Below are 21,599 nucleotides of genomic sequence, written 5' to 3' on the forward strand. Positions count from 1 at the left end.
CGGAGCGGTTCGGCTAAACCGACTACTCGCTACTCCCTATTCGCTACTCGCTTCTTTCTTACGCTGCCTGTTTCGCCCTGCCCTTCGGCACCTTCGCCATAGTCTGCGATGCGGCGAGGATCGCCTTGACGATGTTGTGGTAGCCGGTGCAGCGGCAGATGTTGCCTTCGAGCTCGGCGCGCACCGTCGCCTCATCGAGGCCTTCGGGATGGCGCGCGATCATGTCGGTCGCGGTCATGATCATGCCCGGCGTGCAGAAGCCACATTGCAGCCCATGATGTTCCTTGAACGCGGCCTGCATCGGATGCAGGTCGCCGCCATTGGCAAGCCCTTCGATCGTCACCACGGTCGACCCGGAGGCCTGCACGGCCAGCATCGAACAGGACTTCACCGCCTTGCCGTCGACATGCACGACGCAGGCGCCGCATTGAGAGGTGTCACAACCGACATGCGTTCCGGTGAGACCAAGATTTTCGCGCAGGAAATGAACCAGAAGCGTTCGGTCCTCGGCAGCGCCGCTGATCCGTTTTCCGTTCACGACAAACGAAACGTCCGACATGCATCCTCCCTGGGTATGACCTTGGTAGTCATGCTGCCGATGCGGCTTTGGCGCTCGGCCATGCGCTATTGGTACACTGCACAAAGCGCAAAAAACACACGGCGCTCATTGTACTTTCGGTCATGGAGAAAACGAAAATCATGGGCCTGTCCGCCCCATTGCCAAAGAGCGAATAGGGGGCAACAATGCCCTCGACGCCAGCTCGCCGAGAGACATAAAACGGGCGCGCGCAGGAAGCGTCGGAGGATATCGGGAGGAAGCCTCTGGCCAGTTCACGGACGAGCTATGCATCCGGTCTGTCGGCGCTCACCACCGACGAGCCCGACGCCGATGCATTCGCCCTGGCGGTCGCTGTCGAGGCCGCAGCCATCGATGCCGGCTTTGCCCTGCTGTTCTTCTCCCAGAGCTTGTTTGACGCGAGCGTCCTTTCGCAAGGGCTGAAGACCCACGCACCGACGCTGGCCTACGCCGCCTGCTCGACCGCCGGCGAGATCACCCCCCAGGGCCTGGAGGAAGGCCATGTGCTGGCGCTGCTCTTTCCCTCCGCGTCGTTTTCGGCGGTCAGCACCATGGTCGACAATCTCTCCTCGTCGGGAATGGACAGGATCACTGATGAAGTCGAGGGCTTGCGGCGCCTGCTGCGCGGACGCACCGGCAGTTGCCATGCCAAAAGCACCTTCGCGCTCTGCTTCATCGACGGCCTGTCCTTTGCCGAGGAAGCTGTAACCTCGGCCATCCATTGGGGGCTGGACGACATCCCGCTGATCGGCGGTTCGGCGGGCGACGATTTGAAATTCGAAACCACCAGGCTGATTTCGAACGGCAAGGTTGCGTCCGACAGCGCCATCATTGTGCTGATCGCCACCGAGATCCCGTTCCATGTCTTCAAGACCGACAATTTCATCCCAACCGACGAGAAGCTGGTGGTGACGGCATCCGATCCGGACCACCGCACCGTGCGCGAATTCAACGCCACCAACGCGGCTGAGGAATATGCAGCCTCGGTCGGCATCGTTGCGCAGAACCTGACGCCGATGAGCTTCGCCTCGCACCCGGTGGTGGTGAAAGTGGGCGGCGAATATTACTGCCGCTCGATCCAGAAGATGCATGCCGACGGTTCCCTGTCTTTCTTTTGCGCCATAGACGACGGCGTCGTGCTGTCCATCGCCCAGCCCAAGGACATGGTGGAATCCACGCGCGCCGCACTGCGCGACGTCGAGCAACGGCTCGGCGGCATCGACATGATCCTCGGCTTCGATTGCGTGCTGCGCCGGCTCGACGCCCGCAACCGCCAGGTGTTCCGCGACATTTCGGAGCTCTACCGGGTCAACAATGTCATCGGCTTCGGCACCTATGGCGAACAGTACCGTTCGATGCATCTGAACCAAACCTTCACCGGCATCGCCTTCGGCGAACGCCAGGCGGCGGAATAGCGCATGCCGCTAAGGGACATCAACGACGTCGACAGGCTGAAGAAGATCAACGCCGCTCTGGTCAGCCGCGTCGAGCGCTCGATGGACCAGCAGGGCAACGCCTTCTCGCTGTTCCAGACCGCAATTTCACTGGAAAACCGCGTGCGCATGCGCACCGAGGAACTGCACTCGACCTTGCGCCGGCTGGAACAGTCGAACATCGACCTCAGCGCCGCCAAGGAAAACGCCGAACTGGCAAACCTGTCCAAGACCAGGTTCCTGGCCGCCGCCAGCCATGACGTGCTGCAGCCGCTGAACGCCGCCCACCTCTCCGTCTCGGCGCTGGCCGAAGTGCAGACCAGCGACGAGGGCAAGAAACTTGTCCGTCAGGTCGAGCGCTCGCTGGAGACCATGGAAGACCTGTTGCGCACGCTGCTCGACATTTCCAAGCTCGATGCCGGCGTGGTCCAGCCCGACATCGGCGATGTCAATCTGGAGACGCTGTTTTCCTCGCTGCGATCGGATTTCCTGCCCGTGGCCGAGATGAAGGGGCTGGCGCTGAAGTTCCGCCCGGTCAGCGCCGTGGTGCGTTCGGACCGCACGCTCTTGCGCCGCATCCTGCAAAACATCCTGTCCAATGCGCTGCGCTATACCCCTTCGGGCGGCGTGCTTGTCGGCACAAGGCATCGCGGCGATAGCATCCGCATCGATGTCGCCGACACCGGCTGCGGCATTCCCGACGACCAGCGCGAGGCGGTGTTCGAGGAGTTCCATCGCGGCTCCGCCATTCCAGCCGACACCGGAATCTCCGGCGGCGGGCTGGGCCTGGGCCTTGCCATCGTGCGGCGCATGGCCGCCGCGCTCGGTCATCCCGTGACGTTCTCCTCGAGGGTTGGGCGCGGCACCATCTTCCACATCGACGTGCCGGTCGGCATCGGCGCCAGCGCCGACGCCATCGCCAGCCTTGCCGAAATGGAGCGGCCGCGCGGCTACGGCCTGTTCGGCACCAAGGTGCTGCTGGTCGAAAACGACGCCGACGTGCTGCAGGCAATGACGTTCCTGCTCGAGCGCTGGCAGTGCCTGGTGCGCGCCGCGACCTCGACCGAGGCTGCGGTCAGCCTGCTTGGCGACACCGACTGGGTGCCCGACATCGTCATTGCCGACCAGCATCTCGACGACGGCGACCTCGGCACCGCAACAATAGCCGAAGTGCGCGATTATCTCGGCCGCGCCGTGCCGGCGTTGATTGTCACCGCCGACGGATCGGAGGCCGTCGCCAAAGCCGCCCGCGCCGCCGGCATCGAACTGATGCGCAAGCCGCTGAAACCGGCGCAGCTAAGGGCGCTGCTGGCGCATTTGCTGGCTTGAGCCCCATACCCTCCCCTCGATGGGGAGGGTCGGCGCGCAGCGCCGGGGCGGGGTGTAGCGCCAAGCTCCCCCACCCCGCTCCGCTTCGCGGATCGACCCTCCCCACAAGGGGGAGGGTAAAGATCAAAACCCCGCCTGATCCCTGAACAACTCCGCATTGTCCAGCTTCGACACCTCGATCACCGCTTGCGTGCGGCTGTAGACGTTTAGTTTGCGCAGGATCTCCGAGACGTGCGCCTTCACCGTGGTCTCGCCGACCTGCAGCTCGTAGGCGATCTGCTTGTTGAGCAGGCCCTGGCGCAGCATCTGCAGCACGCGCAGCTGCTGCGGCGTCAGTTTGGCCAGCCGCTGCACCATATCGGCGCGGTCGGCGCTGTCGGCGTCGGGCGGCTGTCCCTCATATGTCTCCGGCACATAGATCGCGCCCTCCATCACCGAGCGGATTGCGGCCGCAAGATCGCTCTTGCGCGCCGATTTCGGGATGAAGCCGGCTGCACCATAGGAAAGCGCCTCGGAGATGATCTTCGGCTCCTCATAGCCCGAGACGACGACCACCGGCAGCCGGGGATGGCGGGTCCTGAGCTGCAGCAGCCCATCGAAGCCATGGACATCGGGCATGTTGAGATCGAGCAGCGCCAGATCGAACGGTTTTATCCCACCCAGGAGATCGAGCGCCTCGGCGATCGAGCGCGCCTCCACGGTGTCGACTTCCGGATAGGCCATCTGCACGGCGCTGTGCAGCGCCTCGCGAAACAGCGGATGGTCGTCGATGATCAGAAACCGGGCGCGATCGTTGATTGCGGTCATGGTGTTCGTTTCAGTTCTCCGTGGGCACGATACTCCCGCTGGTATGGCCAGCTTATTGGCAAATAGTCTATCGCCATCTTAACCCCCGGAGGCGAAGCCGACTTTATCCGACAATCAAGGCGCAGCCGATGCTTTTGCTGGCGCTGACGCCTTGCCCGGCCGTCCAAATCGGTCGAATGTGCCGGCAACAACCCAGGCAGAGACCCCGCATGACAGACTTCGTCCTTCCCTTGCCCGCAACACCATCGGTCGCCATACAAGGCTCTGCCGAGCGCTTTGCGGTGCGCCGCATCTTCTGCGTCGGCCGCAACTACGCCGCGCACGCCCGCGAACTCGGCAATGACGAGCGCGACCCGCCCTTCTTCTTCACCAAGCCGGCCGATGCGGTGGTCGATAGCGGCACCACGGTCCCCTACCCGCCTTTGACCAAAAACCTGCACCATGAGATCGAGCTGGTGGCGGCGATCGGCAAGGCCGGCTTCCGCATCCCCCGCGCTGAAGCCCTCGAGCATGTCTGGGGCTACGGCGTCGGCATCGACCTCACCCGCCGCGACCTGCAGGACGAGGCCAAGAAAGCGGCGCGGCCCTGGGACTGGTCGAAGGCCTTCGACCGATCGGCGCCCTGCGGCCCGTTGGTATCAGCCGCCAAATCCGGCCACACGCAAAAGGGCCGCATTTGGCTCGCCGTCGACGGCACGGTGAAACAGGAGGGCGACCTCGCCGAACTGATCTGGCCGATCGCCGATATCGTTTCGATCTGCAGCAGTGCGGTTGTACTACAACCGGGCGACCTGATCTTCACCGGCACGCCGGCCGGCGTCGGCGCGGTGGCGCCGGGTCAGACGATGACCGGCGGTGTCGACGGCATCGGCACCATCGAGATCACTGTCGGCCAAGATTCGATCGGCCAAAATTCCACCGACAAACCGTGATCCAATGAGCGACCTCGTCCTCCACAACTACTACCGCTCCTCCACCTCCTACCGCGTGCGCATCGCGCTCGAGATGAAGGGGCTGGGCTACGACTACGTGCCGCATCATCTGCGGCATGGCGACCATCTGGAGCCGGCCTATCGCGCGGTCAATCCGCAGGGGCTGGTGCCGGCGCTGATCCTGGGCGACGGCACGCTTTTGACGCAGTCGCTGGCAATCATCGAATATCTCGACGAGACCCACCCCGAACCGTCGCTGCTGCCGAAGGACGCGCTCGGCCGGGCGCGCGTGCGAATGCTGGCGCAGATGATCGCCTGCGACATCCACCCGGTGAACAATCTGCGCGTGCTGACCTCGCTGCGCACTTTGTTCGGCGCCGGCGACCAGGATGTCATCCACTGGTTTCGCCACTGGGTGAACGAAGGGTTCCAGCCGCTTGAAAAGATTCTGGCTTCATCGGATGAGACCGGCACATTTTGCCATGGCGACGCACCGGGCCTCGCCGACATCTGCCTGGTCGCCCAGATCGCCAGCAACGCCCGCTTCGGCGTCGACCTGACACCCTACCCCGAGATCTCGCGCATCCACGCCGCCTGCATGGCGCTGCCGGCCTTTCAGAAGGCGGCGCCGGAGAATCAGATAGATGCCGAATAGGCTCACAATGCCGGAGCAGAGCACGGGGAGTTGCCGATGAAAGCCGTCGTCTTCGAAAAATTCGGTGAGACGCCGAGAATCCTGACCGTGCCGGATCCGAAACCGGCTGCCGACGGCGTCGTCATCAAGGTCGAGGCGACCGGGCTCTGCCGCAGCGACTGGCATGGCTGGATGGGCCATGACGATGGCATCACACTGCCGCATGTGCCGGGCCATGAACTGGCCGGCATCGTCGTCGCCGTCGGCAAGCAGGTGACCCGCTGGAAGGCTGGCGAACACGTCACCGTGCCGTTTTGCGTCGGCTGCGGCCGCTGTTTCGAATGCAATTCGGGCAATCATCAGGTCTGCGAGCACCAGACGCAGCCGGGTTTCACCGCCTGGGGATCGTTTGCCGAATATGTCGCCATCGAGCATGCCGACACCAATCTCGTACGCCTGCCCGAGGAGATGGAGTTCGCCACCGCCGCCAGCCTCGGCTGCCGCTTCGTCACCTCGTTTCGCGCCATTGTCGACCAGGGCCGGGTGACGCCGGGGGAATGGGTGGCGGTGCATGGCTGCGGCGGCGTCGGCCTGTCGGCGATCATGATCGCCAGTTCCATGGGCGCCAATGTCATCGCCATCGACCTCACCGACGAGAAACTGGACTTCGCCAAAAAGATCGGCGCCGTGGCGACCATCAACGCCGCGACCACGCCGAACGTGGTCAAGGCGGTCAAGCAAATCACCAATGGCGGCGCGCATATGTCGATGGACGCGCTCGGCCACCCCACGACATCCTTCAACTCGATTGCCAATCTGCGCCGGCGCGGCCGCCACGTGCAGGTCGGCCTGATGCTGGGCGAACATGCCCGCCCGCAAGTGCCGATGGACAAGGTGATCGCCTTCGAGCTCGAAATCCTCGGCAGCCACGGCATGCAGGCCTACCGCTACCCCGCCATGATGGAGATGATCCGCACCGGCAAGCTCAAGCCCGAACTGCTGGTCGGCAAGAAGATCAGCCTTGATGAGGCGCCTGCGGCGCTGATGGCGATGGGCGGGTTCGAGGGGATTGGCATTGGGGTGGTGACGAAGTTCTAGGGCGGAGTCGCCCTCCACCACCAAACTCCTAGCGCGCAAATTTCTTCGCCCCGAACACGCAGGCCACCACGCCGAGCGTGACGACAATCATCAGCGGGCTGACCTGTTCGTGCAGCAGCGTCGCTGCCAGCGCCAGGCCGAAAAAGGGCTGCAGTAGCTGCAACTGCCCGACGGCAGCGATGCCGCCTTGGGCGAGGCCGCGGTACCAGAACACGAAGCCGATCAGCATGCTGAACAGCGAGACATAGGCGAGACCCGCCCAGGCGCCGGAGCCGACGCCGGCGAAGGACGACGGCAGCGTCGCAAAGGTCAGCACCAGCATGATCGGCAGCGAGATCGCCAGCGCCCAGCAGATCACCTGCCAGCCGCCCAGCCTGCGCGACAATGCCGCCCCCTCGGCATAGCCCAGCCCGCAGACGATGATGGCAGCCAGCATCAAGCCGTCGCCGATCGGTGATGCTGTTACGCCTTGGGAGAAGGCAAAACCGCCGACAAGCGCGCTGCCGATGCAGGAGAACAGCCAGAAGGCCGGGCGCGGACGCTCGCCACCGCGCAGCACGCCGAAGATCGCGGTGGCCAGCGGCAGCAGGCCGACGAAGATGATGGAGTGGGCGGAGGTGACGTGCTTAAGCGCCAGCGCTGTCAGCAAGGGAAAGCCGACAACCACGCCAAGCGCCACGATGACCAGCGACAGAAAATCGCTGCGCTCCGGGCGCTTCTGCCGAAAAAGCATCAGCATGGCGAGACCGAGCAGTCCGGCAATCGCGGCGCGGGCCGAGGTCAGGAATATCGGATCGAAATCGGCCACGGCCACGCGCGTCGCCGGAAGCGAGCCTGAGAAGATCAACACGCCGATGAATCCGTTCATCCAGCCGCTCGCGGTCTTGTCCATTCCAGGCTCCATTGCTTTCGCCCTCTATTGGGCAAGTGCCTATGGTGCAGCCAGAGACAATGCAGTACAATTCCGCAAAAATGTAATGGCTATCAGAGCAATACAGATGACCGAACTCATTTCGGAAACCGGCAATGCGCACCCTCCTGTCGCGACCACGCTTGTGGAAACTGTCATGGCGACCATCCGCCAGCGGATATCGGCGCGCAGCCTGACGCCGGGCGCGCGGCTGCCTTCGATCCGCGCCTTCGCCAAGGCCATGCGGGTGTCGAAATCCACCGTCGTCGAAGCTTATGAACGGCTTGCCGCCGAAGGCGCGATTCGCTCCCGGCCGGGTTCGGGTTTTTATGCCGCCGGATCGCTGGCGCCACTGTCGCTGGCCGAGATTGGACCCCGGCTCGATCGCGCCATCGATCCGCTGTGGGTCTCGCGCCAGTCGCTGGAAGCCGGCGACGAGATGCTGAAACCAGGCTGCGGCTGGATGCCGGCCTCGTGGATGCCGCAATCGGCCTTGCGCCGGGCGCTGCGCACCGTGGCGCGCGCCGACGATGTCGACCTAGCCGATTACGGCACGCCGCTCGGCCTGCCGCCGCTCAGGCAATTGCTCGCGCGGCGCATGGCCGGCCACGGCATCGAGGTCTCGCCCGAACAGATCATGCTGACCGAATCGGGCACGCAGGCCATCGATCTTCTGTGCCGCTTCCTGATCGAACCCGGCGATACCGTGCTGGTCGACGACCCCTGCTATTTCAATTTCCACGCACTGCTGCGCGCCCACCGCGCCAAGGTCGTCAGCGTGCCCTACACGCCATCGGGGCCGGACATCGAGATGTTCGCGCAGGCGCTCGCCGAGCACAGGCCGCGCCTCTACATCACCAATTCCGCCATCCACAACCCGACCGGCGCGATCCTGTCGCCGGTCACCGCGCACCGGCTGCTGAAACTCGCCGACCAGTCGGACCTGACCATCATCGAGGACGATATCTTCGCCGATTTCGAGCACAGCCCAGCGCCTCGGCTGGCGGCGTTCGACGGCCTCAACCGCGTCGTCCATATCGGCAGCTTCTCCAAGACGCTGTCGGCCTCGGTGCGCTGCGGCTTCATCGCGGCACCGCGCGACTGGATCGAACAGCTCACCGACCTCAAGATCGCCACCACCTTCGGCGGGGGCAGGCTGGCGGCCGAACTGGTGCTGACGCTGCTTAGGGATGGCAGCTACCGCAAGCACATGGATCTGCTGCGCGCGCGCCTTTCCCGCGCCATGGGCGAGACGAGCGCGCGCCTGAAGGCGATCGGCATCGCGCCCTGGATCGACCAGCCCGCCGGACTGTTCCTGTGGTGCGGCCTGCCCGATGGCGTGGACGCAGCCGAAATCGCCCGCCGCGCGCTGGCCGACAACATCGTATTGGCGCCCGGCAACGCATTCAGCCTGTCGGGAACCGCCAGCCGCTTCCTGCGCTTCAACGTTGCCCAGTGCCAGGACGAGCGGATTTTCAGGGTGCTCAAGGGGGCAATGGCGCGCTGAGGGCTCAGCGGGAGGCCGCGCAGACCTCCCGAACGCAATCTCGCAGCCAGCGTTGCGCCGGATCGGCATCGAGCCGTGGATGCCAGAGCATCGAGATGGTGACCTCGACCGTGGCGACCGGCAGCAGAAAGCTGACCATGCCGGCGCGTGCGCCTTGCGTGTGCCGTTCGGGCACGCTGGCAATAAGGTCCGAAGCGCGCGCCATGGAGAGTGCAGCCGAAAAGCCGGAGACCATGCACGCCACGGTTCGCTGCAGGCCGAGCAGCGCCAAAGTCTGATCGATCGGCCCTCTTTCCCGACCCCGCCGTGAAACGCTGATGTGGCGGCCGGCCGCGTAGCGTTCAGGCGTTACCGCGCCTTCACTCAAAGGGTGGCCGGCTCGCACAGCACCGACGAAGCGGTCGCGAAACAGCGCCTGTATCAGCACTTCAGGTCCGGCCTCGCCGGCAACGCCGATTTCGAGGTCGATGTCCGCGTCGCGCAGCGAGGCGACATCCTTGTCGGATTTGGGCCTAAAGCGCAGCCGCGCGCCCGGCGCCTCGGCCTGGATGCGGGCGACAAGACGCGGCCCGAATTCCTCGACGAACCCTTCATTGGTGCGCAGCGTGAAGATCTGGTTCAGCTTTGCCAGATCGAGCAGCCTGGCGGGACGCAATAGCGTTTCCGCATCGTGGACGACACGGCCGGCCTGCTGCCGCAATGCCTCCGCGCGCGGCGTCGGGACCAGGCCGCGGCCGGCGCGGACCAGCAGCGGATCGCCGGTCGCTTCCCGCAGCCGCGCCAGCGTGCGGCTCATCGCCGAAGGGCTGAGCCGCAGCCGGGTTGCCGCGCGAGCCACGCTACCTTCGGTCAGCAGGACGTCGAGAGCGAACAGCAGATTGAGATCTGGCGATGCCATCGGCGGATTGTAGCACATGCCATGGCGTTTGGTGCACGAATAAGATGCAAATGATGCGCCTTCCGCCATTCCATCCTGACGACTAGATCTCCGACAGGTCCGGTTGCGGGACTGACAAGGAGGAAATCGCCATGGCAATTGCCGAGCAGAACGAGTGCGCATCGGCGCCGCACAACACCCGGTCCGCAGGCCTGGCCCACTCTCCTGTCTTGGCATTGGCCAGCCTGTCGCTCGCCACGCTGCTGTCGTCGCTTGGAACCAGCATTGCCAGCGTCGGACTGCCTTCCCTCATGCAGGCGTTCGGTGCGCCGTTCCAGTCCGTGCAATGGGTGGTTCTCGCCTATCTGCTCGCCATCACGGCCCTGATCGTCAGCGCCGGTCGGCTGGCCGATATGCTCGGCCGCCGGCCGTTGCTGCTCGGCGGCATCGCGCTGTTCACACTGGCTTCGGTGCTCTGCGGCCTGGCGCCGACGCTCTGGCTGCTGATTGCGGCGCGCGCCGTGCAAGGGCTGGGTGCCGCGCTGATGATGGCGTTGACGCTGGCCTTTGTCGCGGAGACCGTGACCAAGGAGAGAACCGGCAGCGCCATGGGCCTGCTCGGCGCCATGTCGGCGATCCGCACGACGCTCGGACCCTCGCTCGGCGGCTTGCTGATCGCCGGCTTCGGCTGGCGGGCGATCTTCCTCGTCAATGTGCCGCTCGGCCTCCTGACCTTTGCCCTCGCCTCGCTGGCCCTGCCTGCCCGCGACAAGACTGCGGAAGCAGCTCAAAACAGCTTCGATGCGATCGGGACGGTCTTGCTGGCCCTGACGCTGGCCGCCTATGCATTGGCCATGACGCTCGGCCGCGGCCATTTCGGCGCCCTCAACACCGGCCTGCTGGTTGCCGCCGGCATCGGCGTCGTTCTGTTCGGCGTCGCGCAGAAGAGGGCGAAGAATCCCTTGATCCGGCTTGCCCGGTTGTACGACATCCGGCTCAGCGCCAGCCTCGCCACGAACCTCGTTGTCGCCACAGTGATGATGGCGACCCTGGTGGTCGCTCCATTCTATCTGTCGCGAGCGCTGGGGCTCGATGCTGCGATGGTCGGCGTGGTCCTGTCGACAGGTCCGCTGGTCTCCGCGCTCTCGGCGCTCGTCGCCGGCCGCCTCACCGATCGCTTCGGCGCGCACAGGATGATGGTCGTCGGACTGTTCAGTCTTGCCGTCGGAACCTCATTGTTGTCGCTCGCCGCAACAAAACTCGGCATTGCCAGCTATATCGTGCCGATCGCCGTCACCTGCTTCGGGTACGCCCTGTTCCAGACATCCAACAATGCCGCCGTCATGAGCGGTGTCGCTGCCGGCGAGCGCGGCGTGGTGTCCGGCCTGCTCAATCTGTCGCGCAATCTCGGCCTGATCACCGGCGCATCGCTTATGGGCGCCATTTTTGCGGCTGCCTCGACGGGAGAACGGCAAAGCCAGGACATGCTGACCTCAGCGGCAGCCGCGCGCGGCATGCAGGTTACCTTTCAGACGGCAACGGTCCTGGCGGTGGCTGCGCTGTTGCTGGCACTGCTCTCGACCCGCGCCGGCGGCAGGCTATCGGTGCGGCAACAGCCATCATGACCGAAGATAGGGAGCTTACGCTCCCGCCCGCTTGCGCCGCTCATAAAGCATGACCAGCGTTTCGGCGGTCAGCGCCGGCCTCTGTTCGCCCTCGATCTCGACCGTATTGGCGGCCTTCATCAGATACTGGCCCGGCCCCTTGTCCTCCACCGACAACAGCGTCGTGCGCAGCCGGATGCGTGCGCCGACCCTGACGGGCGCCAGGAACCGCACCTTGTCGAAGCCGTAATTGAAGGCGGCTTGCGTGTTTTCGGGGACGATGCCCATGCCCAGCGCCAGCGCGCCGATGATCGACAGCGTCAGATAGCCATGCGCGATCGTGGTGCGAAATGGGCTCTGCCGCTTCGCCCGCTCCGGATCGACGTGGATCCACTGATGGTCGCCTGTGCATTCGGCAAACTGGTTGATGCGGTTCTGGTCGACGGTCGTCCATTCCGACACGCCGAGCTCCTGCCCGGCCATCGCCCTTAACTGCTCGAAGGTCGGCGGCGTTTTCGGCCGTAGTTCCGTCATTCCTGCTTTCCCGGTGGCTCCCAGTGCCTCGGACCACGAACGGACGGCTCCTGTCAATTCGCCCGTTGCGATTCCGTTCCGCCATTTTCCGCCAAACAGCGTCCCTCGTCCATGCTCATGCGCCGCAACCGGCCACTCCTCTCATGGTTGCGTTGAGAGTCACTTCTTGTCATAGCCCGAGCGGATTTCCTCCATCGCTTCCTTGATGCGGCTGCGCAGGATTTCGATCGATTCGGTGCCGGATTTCTTGACCAGCTCGGCCACTTCGCCGGCATTTTTCAGGGCGGCTTCGAAGGATTTCCTGGCGAACTCCGCCTGTTTTGTCATCAGTTCCTGGGGATTGCCCGGCGCCTTGTAGCTCTGCGCCATGTCGCTGACTTCACGCAGCGTGTCCTGCAGCATCTCGCGCTGTCTGGACAACAATGAGGTCGCGCCGGCAGCTCCCGCCCGCGCGGATCTTTCCAGCGCCTCGAGGTTCTTGCGGTGATGCGCGAGGATCGCCTCGACATTCGGCACCTTCAGGTCACGGCCGAACCGGCTGAACATGTCAAGGAACGAATCGGAGTCGGGTTGTTTGGCCATTGCTCGTGCTCCCCAGTGTCGCAAATGCTGAACCCTGTTCTGGACAATAGCACTCGCGCGCCGTGTGTCCATTCGGACGCCCAAGCAATTCAGCGGCAATGCAGCATCAGCCAGCGAGAAACAGCCTCTCCGCCGTGTAGAGCACGAGACCGGCCAGGCCGCCAATAATCATGCCATTGAAGCGGATATATTGCAGGTCCCTGCCGATGTTCATCTCGATCAGCCTCGTCAGCTGGGCAAGGTCCCAGCGCTTGACCTGGTCGGCGATGAACGTCGACACACCGCTCTTCTGGCTCTCGACGAATGACGACAGCGCCACGACAAAGCCCTGGTTCATGTCGGCCCTGATCTGCGGATCGCCTGAGAGATGGCGGCCGACCTCGACGAACATGTTGGCGAGATGCGCGCGAACAATCGAATTCTCCGCCTTGGCGTCCTGTTCGATGAACACGCTGAGGCTCTGCCACATGTCGCCGGCGAGCGACTTCACTTCCGGCCGCGCCAGGAAATCGCGCTTCAGCTTCTCGGCCCGTTTGGCGTATTGCTTCGAGGTTCTGAGCCGCTCGATGAAGCTGTGCGCGAAACGGTCGAATTCGGCGCGCATCGGATGGTCGGGGTCGGCCCGCACCTCGTCAAGCAGCGAACCGGCGGAAGCGACGATCTTCTTCAGCAGATAGGCGTCGGCTCTGAACAGGTTGAACAGCGACGGCAATTCCTCGCGGATTTTCTCGCGCATGGTCGCCAGCGCCTCTTCATCGTTCAGGAACCGGCCGATCACCCTGGTGAATTCGTCGAAGAGTTTCTGGTGGCGGCGGTCGTCGGTCAGTGCCGACAGCAATTCGGCCGCGAGCGGCGCCAGCGGCACCTTGTCGATCTGCTCCAGCATGCGGCTGGTGACGAAGCCGCGCAGGCCGGATTGCTCGATCGCCGCAAGCGTCTGCGGGACCAGCCGTACGACGAAGCGTGACAGGCCGGCAGAGCGTTCGGCGTCAGTCAGCCAGTCGGCGACGAGTGCTGCAAAATCGACCTCGGCCAGCTTTTCCCGCACCGGCTCCGGCGCCAGAAAATTGACCTCGATGAAGCGGCCCAGATTATCGGCGATGCGGTTCTGGTTCGCTGGGATGATGGCGGTGTGCGGGATCGGCAGGCCCAGCGGCCGCTTGAACAGCGCCACCACCGCGTACCAGTCGGCCAGGCCGCCAATGGTCGCCGCCTCGGCGAAGGCCGCCACGAAGCCCAGCCACGGATACTTGGCCTCGGACGATTTGGCCACGGCAAAAACCACGACGCAAAGCACCAGCGCAGCCGTGGCGAGGAACTTTGTCCGCCGCAACGCGAAAAGCTTGGCGCCCGTCTCGGCATCAAAACCGCCAGGCGCCAGGGACGAAGCCGATTGGGACATGATACGCCGCTCCTCATCGATCTCTTGGCTATCTGGCATGGGCTATTTAGGGGGTGTTTGGGCCCGTAGCATGATCGGATGGGCCGATTTCGTTCGGGAATTGCCGGTTTCGCACGCAAAGTTGACAAGAATGTTCATCTATCATGCAATCCCAGTCTGGAATTGTTCCAAGGTATAGGCCATATTCCGATCAGGCCAGTGTGGGCGAATTCGAAACTCCGGGTGAGAAAGCCGCACCAGCACAATCTAAAATCTGGTGCAGTTCCAGCGCGCCAGCACTCGGGTGAGGAATTAAATGCGGCTGACGCGCCAGACCAACTACGCCATGCGCATCCTGATGTATTGCGCCGCCAACAACGATCGCCTGAGCCGCATCCCCGAGATTGCGGCCGCCTATTCGGTGTCGGAGCTTTTCCTGTTCAAGATCCTGCAGCCGCTGGTCGAGCATGGCCTGGTCGAGACGGTGCGCGGCAGGAATGGCGGCGTGAGGATCGGCCGCCCCGCCGAGCAGATCAGCCTGTTCGACGTCGTACGGGTGACCGAAGAGAGCTTCGCCATGGCCGAGTGCTTCGAAAACGACGCCGCCGAATGCCCGCTGGTCGACAGCTGCCAGCTGAATTCGGCGCTGCGCGAGGCGCTCAACGCCTTCTTTGCCGTGCTTTCCCGTTACACTATCGCCGATATGGTGGCGGCGCGCCCGAATGTGCGTCATTTGCTCGGCATCGACATGCTGGTCCAGCGAGCTCCGGCCGCCTGAGTTTCTAGTGCATGTCGCTCAAAAGTGGCCCCGGTTTTGAGACAACGACATGCATAAAGACAAAGACCTAAAGCGCGTCGCCTGAGTCCGTTCAAACGCGACGCGCTTTTAGGCGGCTGACTGCGGCAAGACGAACGGCATGTTCGCCGCCGGCAACACACCGACCCTTAGCCGACAATCGAACACCTTTTCGATCAGATCGTCGCTCAGCACCTCCTGCGGTGAACCGTCGGCGGCGAGCCGGCCGCGATGCATCACGAAAATCCGGTCGGCATACATGGCCGTCAGATTGAGGTCGTGCAGGACGGCGATCACACCGCCGCCGCGCCGGGCGAAATCGCGGGCGATGTTCATGATGATCAGCTGGTGCTTGATATCGAGGCTGGAGACCGGCTCGTCGAGATAGAGATAGCGCGGCTTGCCGTCCAGCACCGGCGCCCAGACCTGGCACAGCACGCGCGCCAGCTGCACACGCTGTTGTTCGCCGCCCGAAAGCTCCTGATAGAACCGGCCGGCAAAGCCGTCGAGGTCGACCCGCGCCAGCGCCCGCTCGGGCAGACGATCATCTTCGCCCGGCAGAACGCCGGAACGGCCGCCGATAAGGCCGAGCCTGACCACTTCGTGCACGGTGAAGGGAAAGGACAGCGTCTCGGCCTGCGGCAGCACGGCACGCACGGTGGCGGCCTCCACCGGCTTCATCGCCGTGAGATCGCGCCCGTTGACAGCCACTGTCCCCGCAAACGCCAGATCGCCCGACAACGCCTTCAAGAAAGTCGTCTTGCCCGAGCCGTTCGGTCCGACGATGGCGGCGATCTCGCCCGGCCGTGCGACAAAATCGACATTAGCGACGATGCGTTTGCCGCCCATCGCCACCGAGACATCGCGTGCTTCGATCATGCCGCCTCACAAGTCGATTACGCCGCGCTTGCGCAGCAGGATCCAGAGGAAGAACGGTGCGCCGGCGATCGCCGTGACGATGCCGATCGGCAGTTCGGCCGGCGCCACGATGACGCGGGCGACGGCATCGGCAATCAGCAGCATCGAGGCGCCGAGCAGCGCCGAAGCCGGCAAGAGATAGCGATTGTCCGGACCGATCAGCAGCCGCAGCAGATGCGGCACGACGATGCCGACAAAACCGATGCCTCCGCTGACTGCGACAGAGGCGCCGACCGCTGCCGAGACGCCGACGATCGCGGTGTATTTCAGCCGCTGTACCGGGATGCCGAGATGTCCGGCCGTCGCCTCGCCGAGCGCCAGGGCGTTGAGGCCTTTGGCCAGGAACGGCATTGCCGCAAGCGGCAGCACGATGATCGGCCCGACGGAAGCGATCTTCGGCCAGGTCGCGCCGCCAAGCGAGCCCAGCTGCCAGAAGGTCAGGTCGCGCAACTGCCGGTCGTCGGCCATGAAAATCAGGATACCGGTCAGCGCCATGGCAAGGGCTGCCAGCGCAATGCCGGCAAGCAGCATGGTGGCGACCGAGGTCTGTCCCTGCCGCGTGGCGACACGGTAGAGTACCAGCGTCACCGCAAGGCCACCGCAAAAGGCGGCCAACGGCAAGGCCAAACTGCCGAGCGCCAGAGTGAGCGGCGCCAGCCATGTTGTGCCGAGCACGATGACGGCGACGGCGCCGAGGCTGGAACCGGCTGAAACGCCGATCAGGCCGGGATCGGCGAGCGGATTGCGAAACAGGCCCTGCATGACCGCGCCCGATACGGCCAGCGCCGCACCGATCAGCACGCCGAGCAGCACGCGCGGCATGCGGATGTCGTAGACGATCAGCCGGTCGCGGGCGCCAAGCGCGGCGTCGGCCGGCACGGCGCCGGTTAGCCAGTCACGAATGACATCGACGGCCGATGCATCGGAAGCGCCCGACCTCACAGACAGGAACAGCGAAAGGGCAAGGGCTACGCACAGGAGCAAAATAACCAGGCGCGCGCGCCCGGAACGATCGCCCTCGGCCATCTTGCCCGCCGCGCCGGCGATCGACTGATCCACCATCGGCTCAGTCCGTGACCTGGCTGCCATAGAGCGAGGCGGCCAGATCGTGGATGGCATCGGAGGTGCGCGGCCCGAAGCCGAGCAGATAGCTGCCATCCATCAGGATCAGTTTGCGGCCTTCACCCGCCGGCGTCGAGGTGATCGACGGGATGGCGAACAGCTCGGCCTCCGCAATCGGCGGGCCGGCATTCTTCATGGCCAGGATCACGTCCGGCCTGGCGGTTACGATGGCCTCGTCGGACATCTGCTTGTAGCCGGAAAAACCTTCGACGGCGTTGACCGCACCGGCGAGCTTGATGATGCCGTCGCCGGCGGTGTCGGTGCCGGCGGCCAGGATCTTGCCGCCCTGGATCGACAGCACGAACAGGATGCGCTTGCGCTGCTTGATCGACGCCGTCTGCTTCTCGGCCGCCTTCAGCTTGGCATCGGTCTCGGCTATCAGCGTCTCGGCCTTGGCGTCGACACCGAGCGCCTTGCCGACGATGCGGATCTTTTCCAGGATGCCGTCATGGCTGTAGTGCTCGGGCACGTCGATGAACGGAACGCTCGACTTTTTCAGCACATCGACCGCTTCCTTCGGCCCACTGCCATGCAGCGCCAGAATGCCCGAAGGATTGACCGACAACACGCCTTCCGGCGACAGCTGGCGCATATAGCCGACGTCGGGCAGCGCGACCGCGGCGGCGGGGTAGCGGCTGGTCGAATCGCGGGCGACGAGATGACCTTCCTCGCCAAGCGCGTAGATGATCTCGGTGATCGAACCGCCGATCGCCACGATCCGCGACGTGTCGGCAAACACGGCCACGTTCTCGCTGGCCGGCACTGGGGCGGCAATAAACAGCGACAGGCCCATGGCCGCGGCAAGCGTCCTGAACAGTGAAATCATCGTCGTTTCCTCAGGCTGCGGGCGGGCTTGGAATGCGCGGCAAGTTCTCGGCAAGGAACCGCCAGTCGTCGCGCTCGCCCTCGCCTTCATGGCGCTTGCCGAAGAACTGGATGATCATCTTGCCGTCGGCGCCATAGGCTTCGAGCGAGGTGACATGACCGTCCTTGGTCGGTTTGCGCACCGCCCACACCTCCTGGATGTGGTCGGTGCGCAGATGCAGGTGGAACGTCTCGTCCATCACGTTGATCCACGGCCCCATCGGCCTGATCGACTTGACGGGACCGGAATGGATCTGGATGCAGCCTCCGTTTCCGACAAAACACATGATCGGCATGCCGTCGGCGGCGGCATGGTGGAACATGGCGCCGATGGCGTCATTGTCGAGCAGCCAGGCATAGTCCTGGCCGACCGTGCGCACGGCCTGGCGGCGGGTAAGCTTCAGCGTTTTCAACATGCCAAAGAACTGATGCACGTCGGTCAGCCGGCTCCAGCGGTCGCGCAGATCATCGATGTCTGCGGCAATGCCCGACGTCTCCGCGTCGTCGTCGGCCAGGCCTGCGATAGACACAGTCGCCTCCTGGTTCGGCGATTCGAGTGCGGCCACGAGCTTCTGGTAGGCATAGAGATTGGACGCCGGCCGCAGATGCACCTTGTGCACCGCATCGCCGGCCGCGTCGAAGAATTGCAGGCTGCGGCGGATGTCGCCACCGTCGCGCTTTTCCACGGCAAAGCCATGCGCCCAGACCTTTGGAAAGATACGCAGGTCGATGTTTTCGCCCAGCACCATGGCATTGTGCGCGCCTGTGACAACCTTGTCGTAGACGCCGATCTTCTCGTGCACCGCGCTTTCGTTGCGGGTCAGCGCCATCACCTCGCCGACGGCGTCGAGGCCGGTCAGCAGATCGTTGACCCTAGGCTCGACGCGCACGACACCGTCGCCGCAATGCGCGGCGACCAGTTCGGCTTCGGAAATACCGAGCTCGGCGGCAAGATCGCGCTCCCGCGCTTTCGGATTGTCTGCCCGCGCTCGCCGGATTTCATGCGGGGCGGGTTTTACGCGCTGGTCCATGTCCTGCTTACCTGTCCTGCCTGGCGTTTTGGCCTGCCTGGCTGTTTCGTCACTTGTTGAGGATGAGCTTGCCCTGGCGGGTGATCTTCAGCCGATAGAGCGCGCCATGGTGCTCGATGCCGATCTCGTGCTCGCCCTGGAACAGCGTGTTGGAGGACAGCGTCCGCACCGCCAGCGGCACCCGGTCGAAGCGGGTCGGCCTCTCCTCGGAACGGCGGACGCGGTAACGGAAGTCGTTGGGATTGTGGGTGTTCATCTCTTTCGATCCCTTTCCTGTGCCGGGCAACTGGCTAGGCGTTGCAAAAATGCCGATTCATTTCTTGACTCGAATAATCATGTTTATTAGTCAGTGCAATACCGGACAAAATGAGTCAACATTTAAGACGCCGGACAGAATGAAAAATGCCAGCGAGCACCAAGCCAGCCAGCATCGAACCTGGAATTTTGGAGTTGGGGCATGGGCTTGGGAAATTGTGGACGACTGGGTCTGGCGAACGCCGATCCGGTGCATCGGCCTATGGCAAAGGCAATGGCAGCATTGCTTGCGGGGGCAGCGACGATCGCGCTGCTGACATCGCCGGCCAGCGCTCAGCCGGCCGCTGACCAGGCCGACCAGACCAGGAAAACCGAGGACACCAAGCCGGCGCCCGCCGGCGCGACCCTGCTGGACAAGATCCTCGTCATCAGCCGCACCGGCGAGACGGCAATCGAATCGCTGGCCTCGGCCAGCCATGTTGACCAGGAACAGCTCGACCGCCGCATGGCGACGACGCCGAACGAAATGCTGCTCGGTGTGCCTGGTGTCGCCGTGCAGGCCGATGCGCGACGCGTCAGCTCCAGCATCAACATCCGCGGCCTGCAGGATTTCGGTCGCGTCGCAGTCATCGTCGACGGTGCCAGGCAGAATTTCCAGCGCTCAGACCACGGCACGCAGTCGACCTTCTATGTCGATGCCGAGCTCATCAAATCCGTTGACGTCATTCGCGGACCGACCGCCAACACCTACGGCTCCGGCGCCATTGGCGGCGTCGTCTTCTTCGACACCAAGGATGCGGTGGATTTCCTCAGACCGGGCGAAACCTGGGCCGGCTCCGTCACCGGGCGCTATGAAAGCAACGGCAAGGGCTGGACCGCCAGCGCCAGCGGCGCCTACAAATTCAACGACGATTTGGATGTGCTGGGCAACATCGTCTACCGCGACTACGGCGACTACAAGAATGGCAGCGGCGACACCGTCGCCGGTACCGGTTTCGACGTGCTGAGCGGCCTGCTCAAGACGACAATCCGCCCGAGCGAGAACAGCGAATTGAAGCTCGGCTGGGTCGGCTCGAGCGACGGCTGGACGGAAACCAGCGGCGGCGTGCCGGCCAACGACGTCGACCTGAAGTCGAACACCTTCACCGCCCGCTACAACATCACTGACGACGCCAAGAGCTGGCTCGACCTCCACATCAACGCCTCCTACAACAAGACCAATCTCGACCTCACCACGCTGGTCCCGCAGAACCGCTTCGATCCGTCGACCGGCCTTCCCGTGCTGCTGCCCGTCGGTTCGACCTCGACCTTCGACGTTGGCACGGCCGGCGTCGACATCTGGAACACGTCGCGCTTCGAAACAGCCGGTGTTGCGCACGAATTGACCTATGGCGGCGACTGGGTGGGTGACGATGTCGAGACCGGCGGCACCGCCGGCGGCGACAGCTTCTACACCCCATCGGGCAAGCGTAGTGTTTCGGGCGCCTACATCCAGGACAAGCTCACCTGGGACTGGCTCGAGGTCATTGCCGGGCTGCGTTACGACAATTACAGCCTCGAAGACAGCACCCACGAAACGTCAGGTGATCGTCTGTCGCCGCGCATCACCGTTGGTGTCACGCCCTTCGAAAGCGCCAGCCTGGCGGGCCTGCAGTTCTATGGCACCTATGCGGAAGGCTACCGCTCGCCGTCGCTGACCGAAACGCTGATCAGCGGCAACCATCCGGCAGGCGTCACCTTCCCGTTCCTGCCCAATCCGAACCTGCGGCCCGAAACCGGCAAGACCACCGAATTCGGCGTCAACTACAAGCTGAACGACCTTGTCGAAGCCGGCGACGCGTTCCGGCTCAAGGCCGCCTACTTCCACAACGATGTCGACGACTACATCGAAGGCGTCACGTTGTCGGCATTCGACCCGACCAGCGGCTGCCCGTTCGGCCCCGGCATCCCAATATGCTTCCAGTACCAGAACGTCGCCCAGGCCGAGATAAACGGCTTCGAACTGGAAAGCGTCTACGATGCCGGCTGGGGCTATGCGGGCCTCTCAGCCTCGATCATCAACGGCCACACCTTCTCCGATGAAGGCGAGCGGGCCGACCTTGCCACCATCCCGTCCTCGCAGGTCACCGGGCAGCTCGGCTTCCGCTTCCTTCAGGACAAGCTGACCGTCGGCGGCGAGGTCCAGTACAACGGCAAGCCGAAGGGCAACCCCGTGGCCAAGGATTATACTCTGGTCAACGCCTTCGCCAGTTACCAGGCCACCGACAATCTGAAGGTGGACTTCCGCGCCGACAATTTGTTCGACGTCAAATACACCAACCCGCTGAACGGCGGTACCACCGCCGTCATCTATGAACCCGGCATCACGCTGAAGCTGGCCGCAACCATGCGCTTTGGAGGCTGACACC

At 64.0% G+C, this 21,599-nt stretch carries 21 protein-coding genes; 9 read left to right on the top strand and 12 right to left on the bottom strand.

Annotation, left to right across the window (positions count from 1 at the left end; translation table 11 throughout):
• Positions 1-58 precede the first annotated feature (58 nt).
• Positions 59-559, bottom strand: coding sequence for a (2Fe-2S)-binding protein (locus NLY37_RS11450; protein ID WP_023681712.1), 501 nt, complete (start codon positions 557-559; stop codon positions 59-61).
• A gap of 263 nt (positions 560-822) precedes the next feature.
• Between NLY37_RS11450 and NLY37_RS11455 the strand changes: the two genes are divergently transcribed.
• Both NLY37_RS11455 and NLY37_RS11460 read left to right on the top strand, forming a co-directional pair.
• Entirely contained in the window at positions 823-1,992 is a 1,170-nt protein-coding gene (locus NLY37_RS11455) for an FIST N-terminal domain-containing protein (RefSeq protein WP_502882109.1), read from the top strand.
• 3 nt (positions 1,993-1,995) lie between these two features.
• Positions 1,996-3,339 (top strand): ATP-binding response regulator, encoded by a 1,344-nt coding sequence (locus NLY37_RS11460; protein WP_023741535.1) that lies wholly within the window; start codon positions 1,996-1,998, stop codon positions 3,337-3,339.
• A 123-nt stretch (positions 3,340-3,462) separates the two neighbouring features.
• On the opposite strand, the gene NLY37_RS11465 is transcribed toward NLY37_RS11460, so the two are convergent.
• Entirely contained in the window at positions 3,463-4,146 is a 684-nt protein-coding gene (locus NLY37_RS11465; RefSeq protein ID WP_023672627.1) for a response regulator, read from the bottom strand.
• A 209-nt stretch (positions 4,147-4,355) separates the two neighbouring features.
• Here NLY37_RS11465 and NLY37_RS11470 point away from each other — a divergent pair, with 209 nt between their 5' ends.
• From NLY37_RS11470 to NLY37_RS11480, 3 genes are read left to right on the top strand one after another with little or no spacing between them, the layout of a single operon-like run.
• Positions 4,356-5,078 (top strand): fumarylacetoacetate hydrolase family protein, encoded by a 723-nt coding sequence (locus tag NLY37_RS11470; protein ID WP_023741536.1) that lies wholly within the window; start codon positions 4,356-4,358, stop codon positions 5,076-5,078.
• A 4-nt stretch (positions 5,079-5,082) separates the two neighbouring features.
• The gene (gene maiA, locus NLY37_RS11475; protein WP_023672629.1) at positions 5,083-5,733 is read left to right on the top strand and encodes a maleylacetoacetate isomerase; all 651 of its coding nucleotides are present in this window, start codon (positions 5,083-5,085) and stop codon (positions 5,731-5,733) included.
• Between the two features lie 36 nt (positions 5,734-5,769).
• The gene (locus tag NLY37_RS11480) at positions 5,770-6,810 is read left to right on the top strand and encodes a zinc-dependent alcohol dehydrogenase family protein (RefSeq protein ID WP_023741537.1); all 1,041 of its coding nucleotides are present in this window, start codon (positions 5,770-5,772) and stop codon (positions 6,808-6,810) included.
• A gap of 28 nt (positions 6,811-6,838) precedes the next feature.
• Here the strand turns inward: NLY37_RS11480 and NLY37_RS11485 are convergent, their stop codons facing one another.
• Positions 6,839-7,702 (bottom strand): DMT family transporter, encoded by an 864-nt coding sequence (locus NLY37_RS11485; RefSeq protein WP_023741538.1) that lies wholly within the window; start codon positions 7,700-7,702, stop codon positions 6,839-6,841.
• Positions 7,703-7,808: 106 nt separating this feature from the next.
• Here NLY37_RS11485 and NLY37_RS11490 point away from each other — a divergent pair, with 106 nt between their 5' ends.
• The gene (locus tag NLY37_RS11490) at positions 7,809-9,227 is read left to right on the top strand and encodes an aminotransferase-like domain-containing protein (protein ID WP_023741539.1); all 1,419 of its coding nucleotides are present in this window, start codon (positions 7,809-7,811) and stop codon (positions 9,225-9,227) included.
• A gap of 4 nt (positions 9,228-9,231) precedes the next feature.
• Here the strand turns inward: NLY37_RS11490 and NLY37_RS11495 are convergent, their stop codons facing one another.
• Positions 9,232-10,125, bottom strand: coding sequence for a LysR family transcriptional regulator (locus tag NLY37_RS11495; RefSeq protein ID WP_023688168.1), 894 nt, complete (start codon positions 10,123-10,125; stop codon positions 9,232-9,234).
• A 131-nt stretch (positions 10,126-10,256) separates the two neighbouring features.
• Here NLY37_RS11495 and NLY37_RS11500 point away from each other — a divergent pair, with 131 nt between their 5' ends.
• Positions 10,257-11,729 (top strand): MFS transporter, encoded by a 1,473-nt coding sequence (locus NLY37_RS11500; RefSeq protein WP_023741540.1) that lies wholly within the window; start codon positions 10,257-10,259, stop codon positions 11,727-11,729.
• A gap of 15 nt (positions 11,730-11,744) precedes the next feature.
• Here the strand turns inward: NLY37_RS11500 and NLY37_RS11505 are convergent, their stop codons facing one another.
• From NLY37_RS11505 to NLY37_RS11515, 3 genes are all read right to left on the bottom strand, one after another.
• Positions 11,745-12,242 (bottom strand): MaoC family dehydratase, encoded by a 498-nt coding sequence (locus NLY37_RS11505; RefSeq protein ID WP_023681725.1) that lies wholly within the window; start codon positions 12,240-12,242, stop codon positions 11,745-11,747.
• Between the two features lie 159 nt (positions 12,243-12,401).
• Positions 12,402-12,824 (bottom strand): phasin family protein, encoded by a 423-nt coding sequence (locus NLY37_RS11510; protein ID WP_023672638.1) that lies wholly within the window; start codon positions 12,822-12,824, stop codon positions 12,402-12,404.
• A gap of 106 nt (positions 12,825-12,930) precedes the next feature.
• The gene (locus NLY37_RS11515; RefSeq protein WP_023741541.1) at positions 12,931-14,226 is read right to left on the bottom strand and encodes a DUF445 domain-containing protein; all 1,296 of its coding nucleotides are present in this window, start codon (positions 14,224-14,226) and stop codon (positions 12,931-12,933) included.
• Positions 14,227-14,521: 295 nt separating this feature from the next.
• On the opposite strand from NLY37_RS11515, the gene rirA reads away from it, so the two are divergent.
• A complete protein-coding gene (gene rirA / locus NLY37_RS11520) occupies positions 14,522-14,983 on the top strand; it encodes an iron-responsive transcriptional regulator RirA (protein WP_023672640.1) in 462 nt (153 codons plus the stop codon).
• 108 nt (positions 14,984-15,091) lie between these two features.
• Here the strand turns inward: rirA and NLY37_RS11525 are convergent, their stop codons facing one another.
• Genes NLY37_RS11525 through hemP form a run of 5 tightly spaced genes read right to left on the bottom strand, consistent with a single transcriptional unit; the run spans position 15,092 to position 19,192 of the window.
• The gene (locus NLY37_RS11525) at positions 15,092-15,880 is read right to left on the bottom strand and encodes a heme ABC transporter ATP-binding protein (RefSeq protein WP_023741542.1); all 789 of its coding nucleotides are present in this window, start codon (positions 15,878-15,880) and stop codon (positions 15,092-15,094) included.
• Between the two features lie 6 nt (positions 15,881-15,886).
• The gene (locus tag NLY37_RS11530) at positions 15,887-16,981 is read right to left on the bottom strand and encodes a FecCD family ABC transporter permease (RefSeq protein WP_023741543.1); all 1,095 of its coding nucleotides are present in this window, start codon (positions 16,979-16,981) and stop codon (positions 15,887-15,889) included.
• A gap of 4 nt (positions 16,982-16,985) precedes the next feature.
• Entirely contained in the window at positions 16,986-17,867 is an 882-nt protein-coding gene (locus NLY37_RS11535; RefSeq protein WP_023741544.1) for a heme/hemin ABC transporter substrate-binding protein, read from the bottom strand.
• Between the two features lie 10 nt (positions 17,868-17,877).
• The gene (locus NLY37_RS11540) at positions 17,878-18,936 is read right to left on the bottom strand and encodes a hemin-degrading factor (protein ID WP_023741545.1); all 1,059 of its coding nucleotides are present in this window, start codon (positions 18,934-18,936) and stop codon (positions 17,878-17,880) included.
• A gap of 49 nt (positions 18,937-18,985) precedes the next feature.
• Positions 18,986-19,192, bottom strand: a complete 207-nt coding sequence (hemP, locus tag NLY37_RS11545) for a hemin uptake protein HemP (protein WP_023741546.1) — start codon at positions 19,190-19,192, stop codon at positions 18,986-18,988.
• Between the two features lie 273 nt (positions 19,193-19,465).
• On the opposite strand from hemP, the gene NLY37_RS11550 reads away from it, so the two are divergent.
• Positions 19,466-21,595 (top strand): TonB-dependent hemoglobin/transferrin/lactoferrin family receptor, encoded by a 2,130-nt coding sequence (locus NLY37_RS11550; RefSeq protein WP_031246100.1) that lies wholly within the window; start codon positions 19,466-19,468, stop codon positions 21,593-21,595.
• The last annotated feature ends 4 nt before the right edge of the window (positions 21,596-21,599 follow it).

Source organism: Mesorhizobium sp. C395A, assembly GCF_030323205.1.
GTDB lineage: Bacteria > Pseudomonadota > Alphaproteobacteria > Rhizobiales > Rhizobiaceae > Mesorhizobium.

Bases quoted from the DNA above. Each gene is read 5' to 3' on its own strand.
- NLY37_RS11540 (WP_023741545.1), bottom strand. From the start codon at position 18,936: ATGGACCAGCGCGTAAAACCCGCCCCGCATGAAATCCGGCGAGCGCGG.
- NLY37_RS11470 (WP_023741536.1), top strand. From the start codon at position 4,356: ATGACAGACTTCGTCCTTCCCTTGCCCGCAACACCATCGGTCGCCATA.
- NLY37_RS11530 (WP_023741543.1), bottom strand. From the start codon at position 16,981: ATGGTGGATCAGTCGATCGCCGGCGCGGCGGGCAAGATGGCCGAGGGC.
- NLY37_RS11510 (WP_023672638.1), bottom strand. From the start codon at position 12,824: ATGGCCAAACAACCCGACTCCGATTCGTTCCTTGACATGTTCAGCCGG.
- NLY37_RS11500 (WP_023741540.1), top strand. From the start codon at position 10,257: ATGGCAATTGCCGAGCAGAACGAGTGCGCATCGGCGCCGCACAACACC.
- NLY37_RS11465 (WP_023672627.1), bottom strand. From the start codon at position 4,146: ATGACCGCAATCAACGATCGCGCCCGGTTTCTGATCATCGACGACCAT.
- NLY37_RS11485 (WP_023741538.1), bottom strand. From the start codon at position 7,702: ATGGACAAGACCGCGAGCGGCTGGATGAACGGATTCATCGGCGTGTTG.
- hemP (WP_023741546.1), bottom strand. From the start codon at position 19,192: ATGAACACCCACAATCCCAACGACTTCCGTTACCGCGTCCGCCGTTCC.
- NLY37_RS11480 (WP_023741537.1), top strand. From the start codon at position 5,770: ATGAAAGCCGTCGTCTTCGAAAAATTCGGTGAGACGCCGAGAATCCTG.
- NLY37_RS11535 (WP_023741544.1), bottom strand. From the start codon at position 17,867: ATGATTTCACTGTTCAGGACGCTTGCCGCGGCCATGGGCCTGTCGCTG.
- NLY37_RS11495 (WP_023688168.1), bottom strand. From the start codon at position 10,125: ATGGCATCGCCAGATCTCAATCTGCTGTTCGCTCTCGACGTCCTGCTG.
- NLY37_RS11490 (WP_023741539.1), top strand. From the start codon at position 7,809: ATGACCGAACTCATTTCGGAAACCGGCAATGCGCACCCTCCTGTCGCG.
- maiA (WP_023672629.1), top strand. From the start codon at position 5,083: ATGAGCGACCTCGTCCTCCACAACTACTACCGCTCCTCCACCTCCTAC.
- NLY37_RS11505 (WP_023681725.1), bottom strand. From the start codon at position 12,242: ATGACGGAACTACGGCCGAAAACGCCGCCGACCTTCGAGCAGTTAAGG.
- NLY37_RS11450 (WP_023681712.1), bottom strand. From the start codon at position 559: ATGTCGGACGTTTCGTTTGTCGTGAACGGAAAACGGATCAGCGGCGCT.
- NLY37_RS11515 (WP_023741541.1), bottom strand. From the start codon at position 14,226: ATGTCCCAATCGGCTTCGTCCCTGGCGCCTGGCGGTTTTGATGCCGAG.
- NLY37_RS11525 (WP_023741542.1), bottom strand. From the start codon at position 15,880: ATGATCGAAGCACGCGATGTCTCGGTGGCGATGGGCGGCAAACGCATC.
- NLY37_RS11460 (WP_023741535.1), top strand. From the start codon at position 1,996: ATGCCGCTAAGGGACATCAACGACGTCGACAGGCTGAAGAAGATCAAC.
- NLY37_RS11550 (WP_031246100.1), top strand. From the start codon at position 19,466: ATGGCAGCATTGCTTGCGGGGGCAGCGACGATCGCGCTGCTGACATCG.
- rirA (WP_023672640.1), top strand. From the start codon at position 14,522: ATGCGGCTGACGCGCCAGACCAACTACGCCATGCGCATCCTGATGTAT.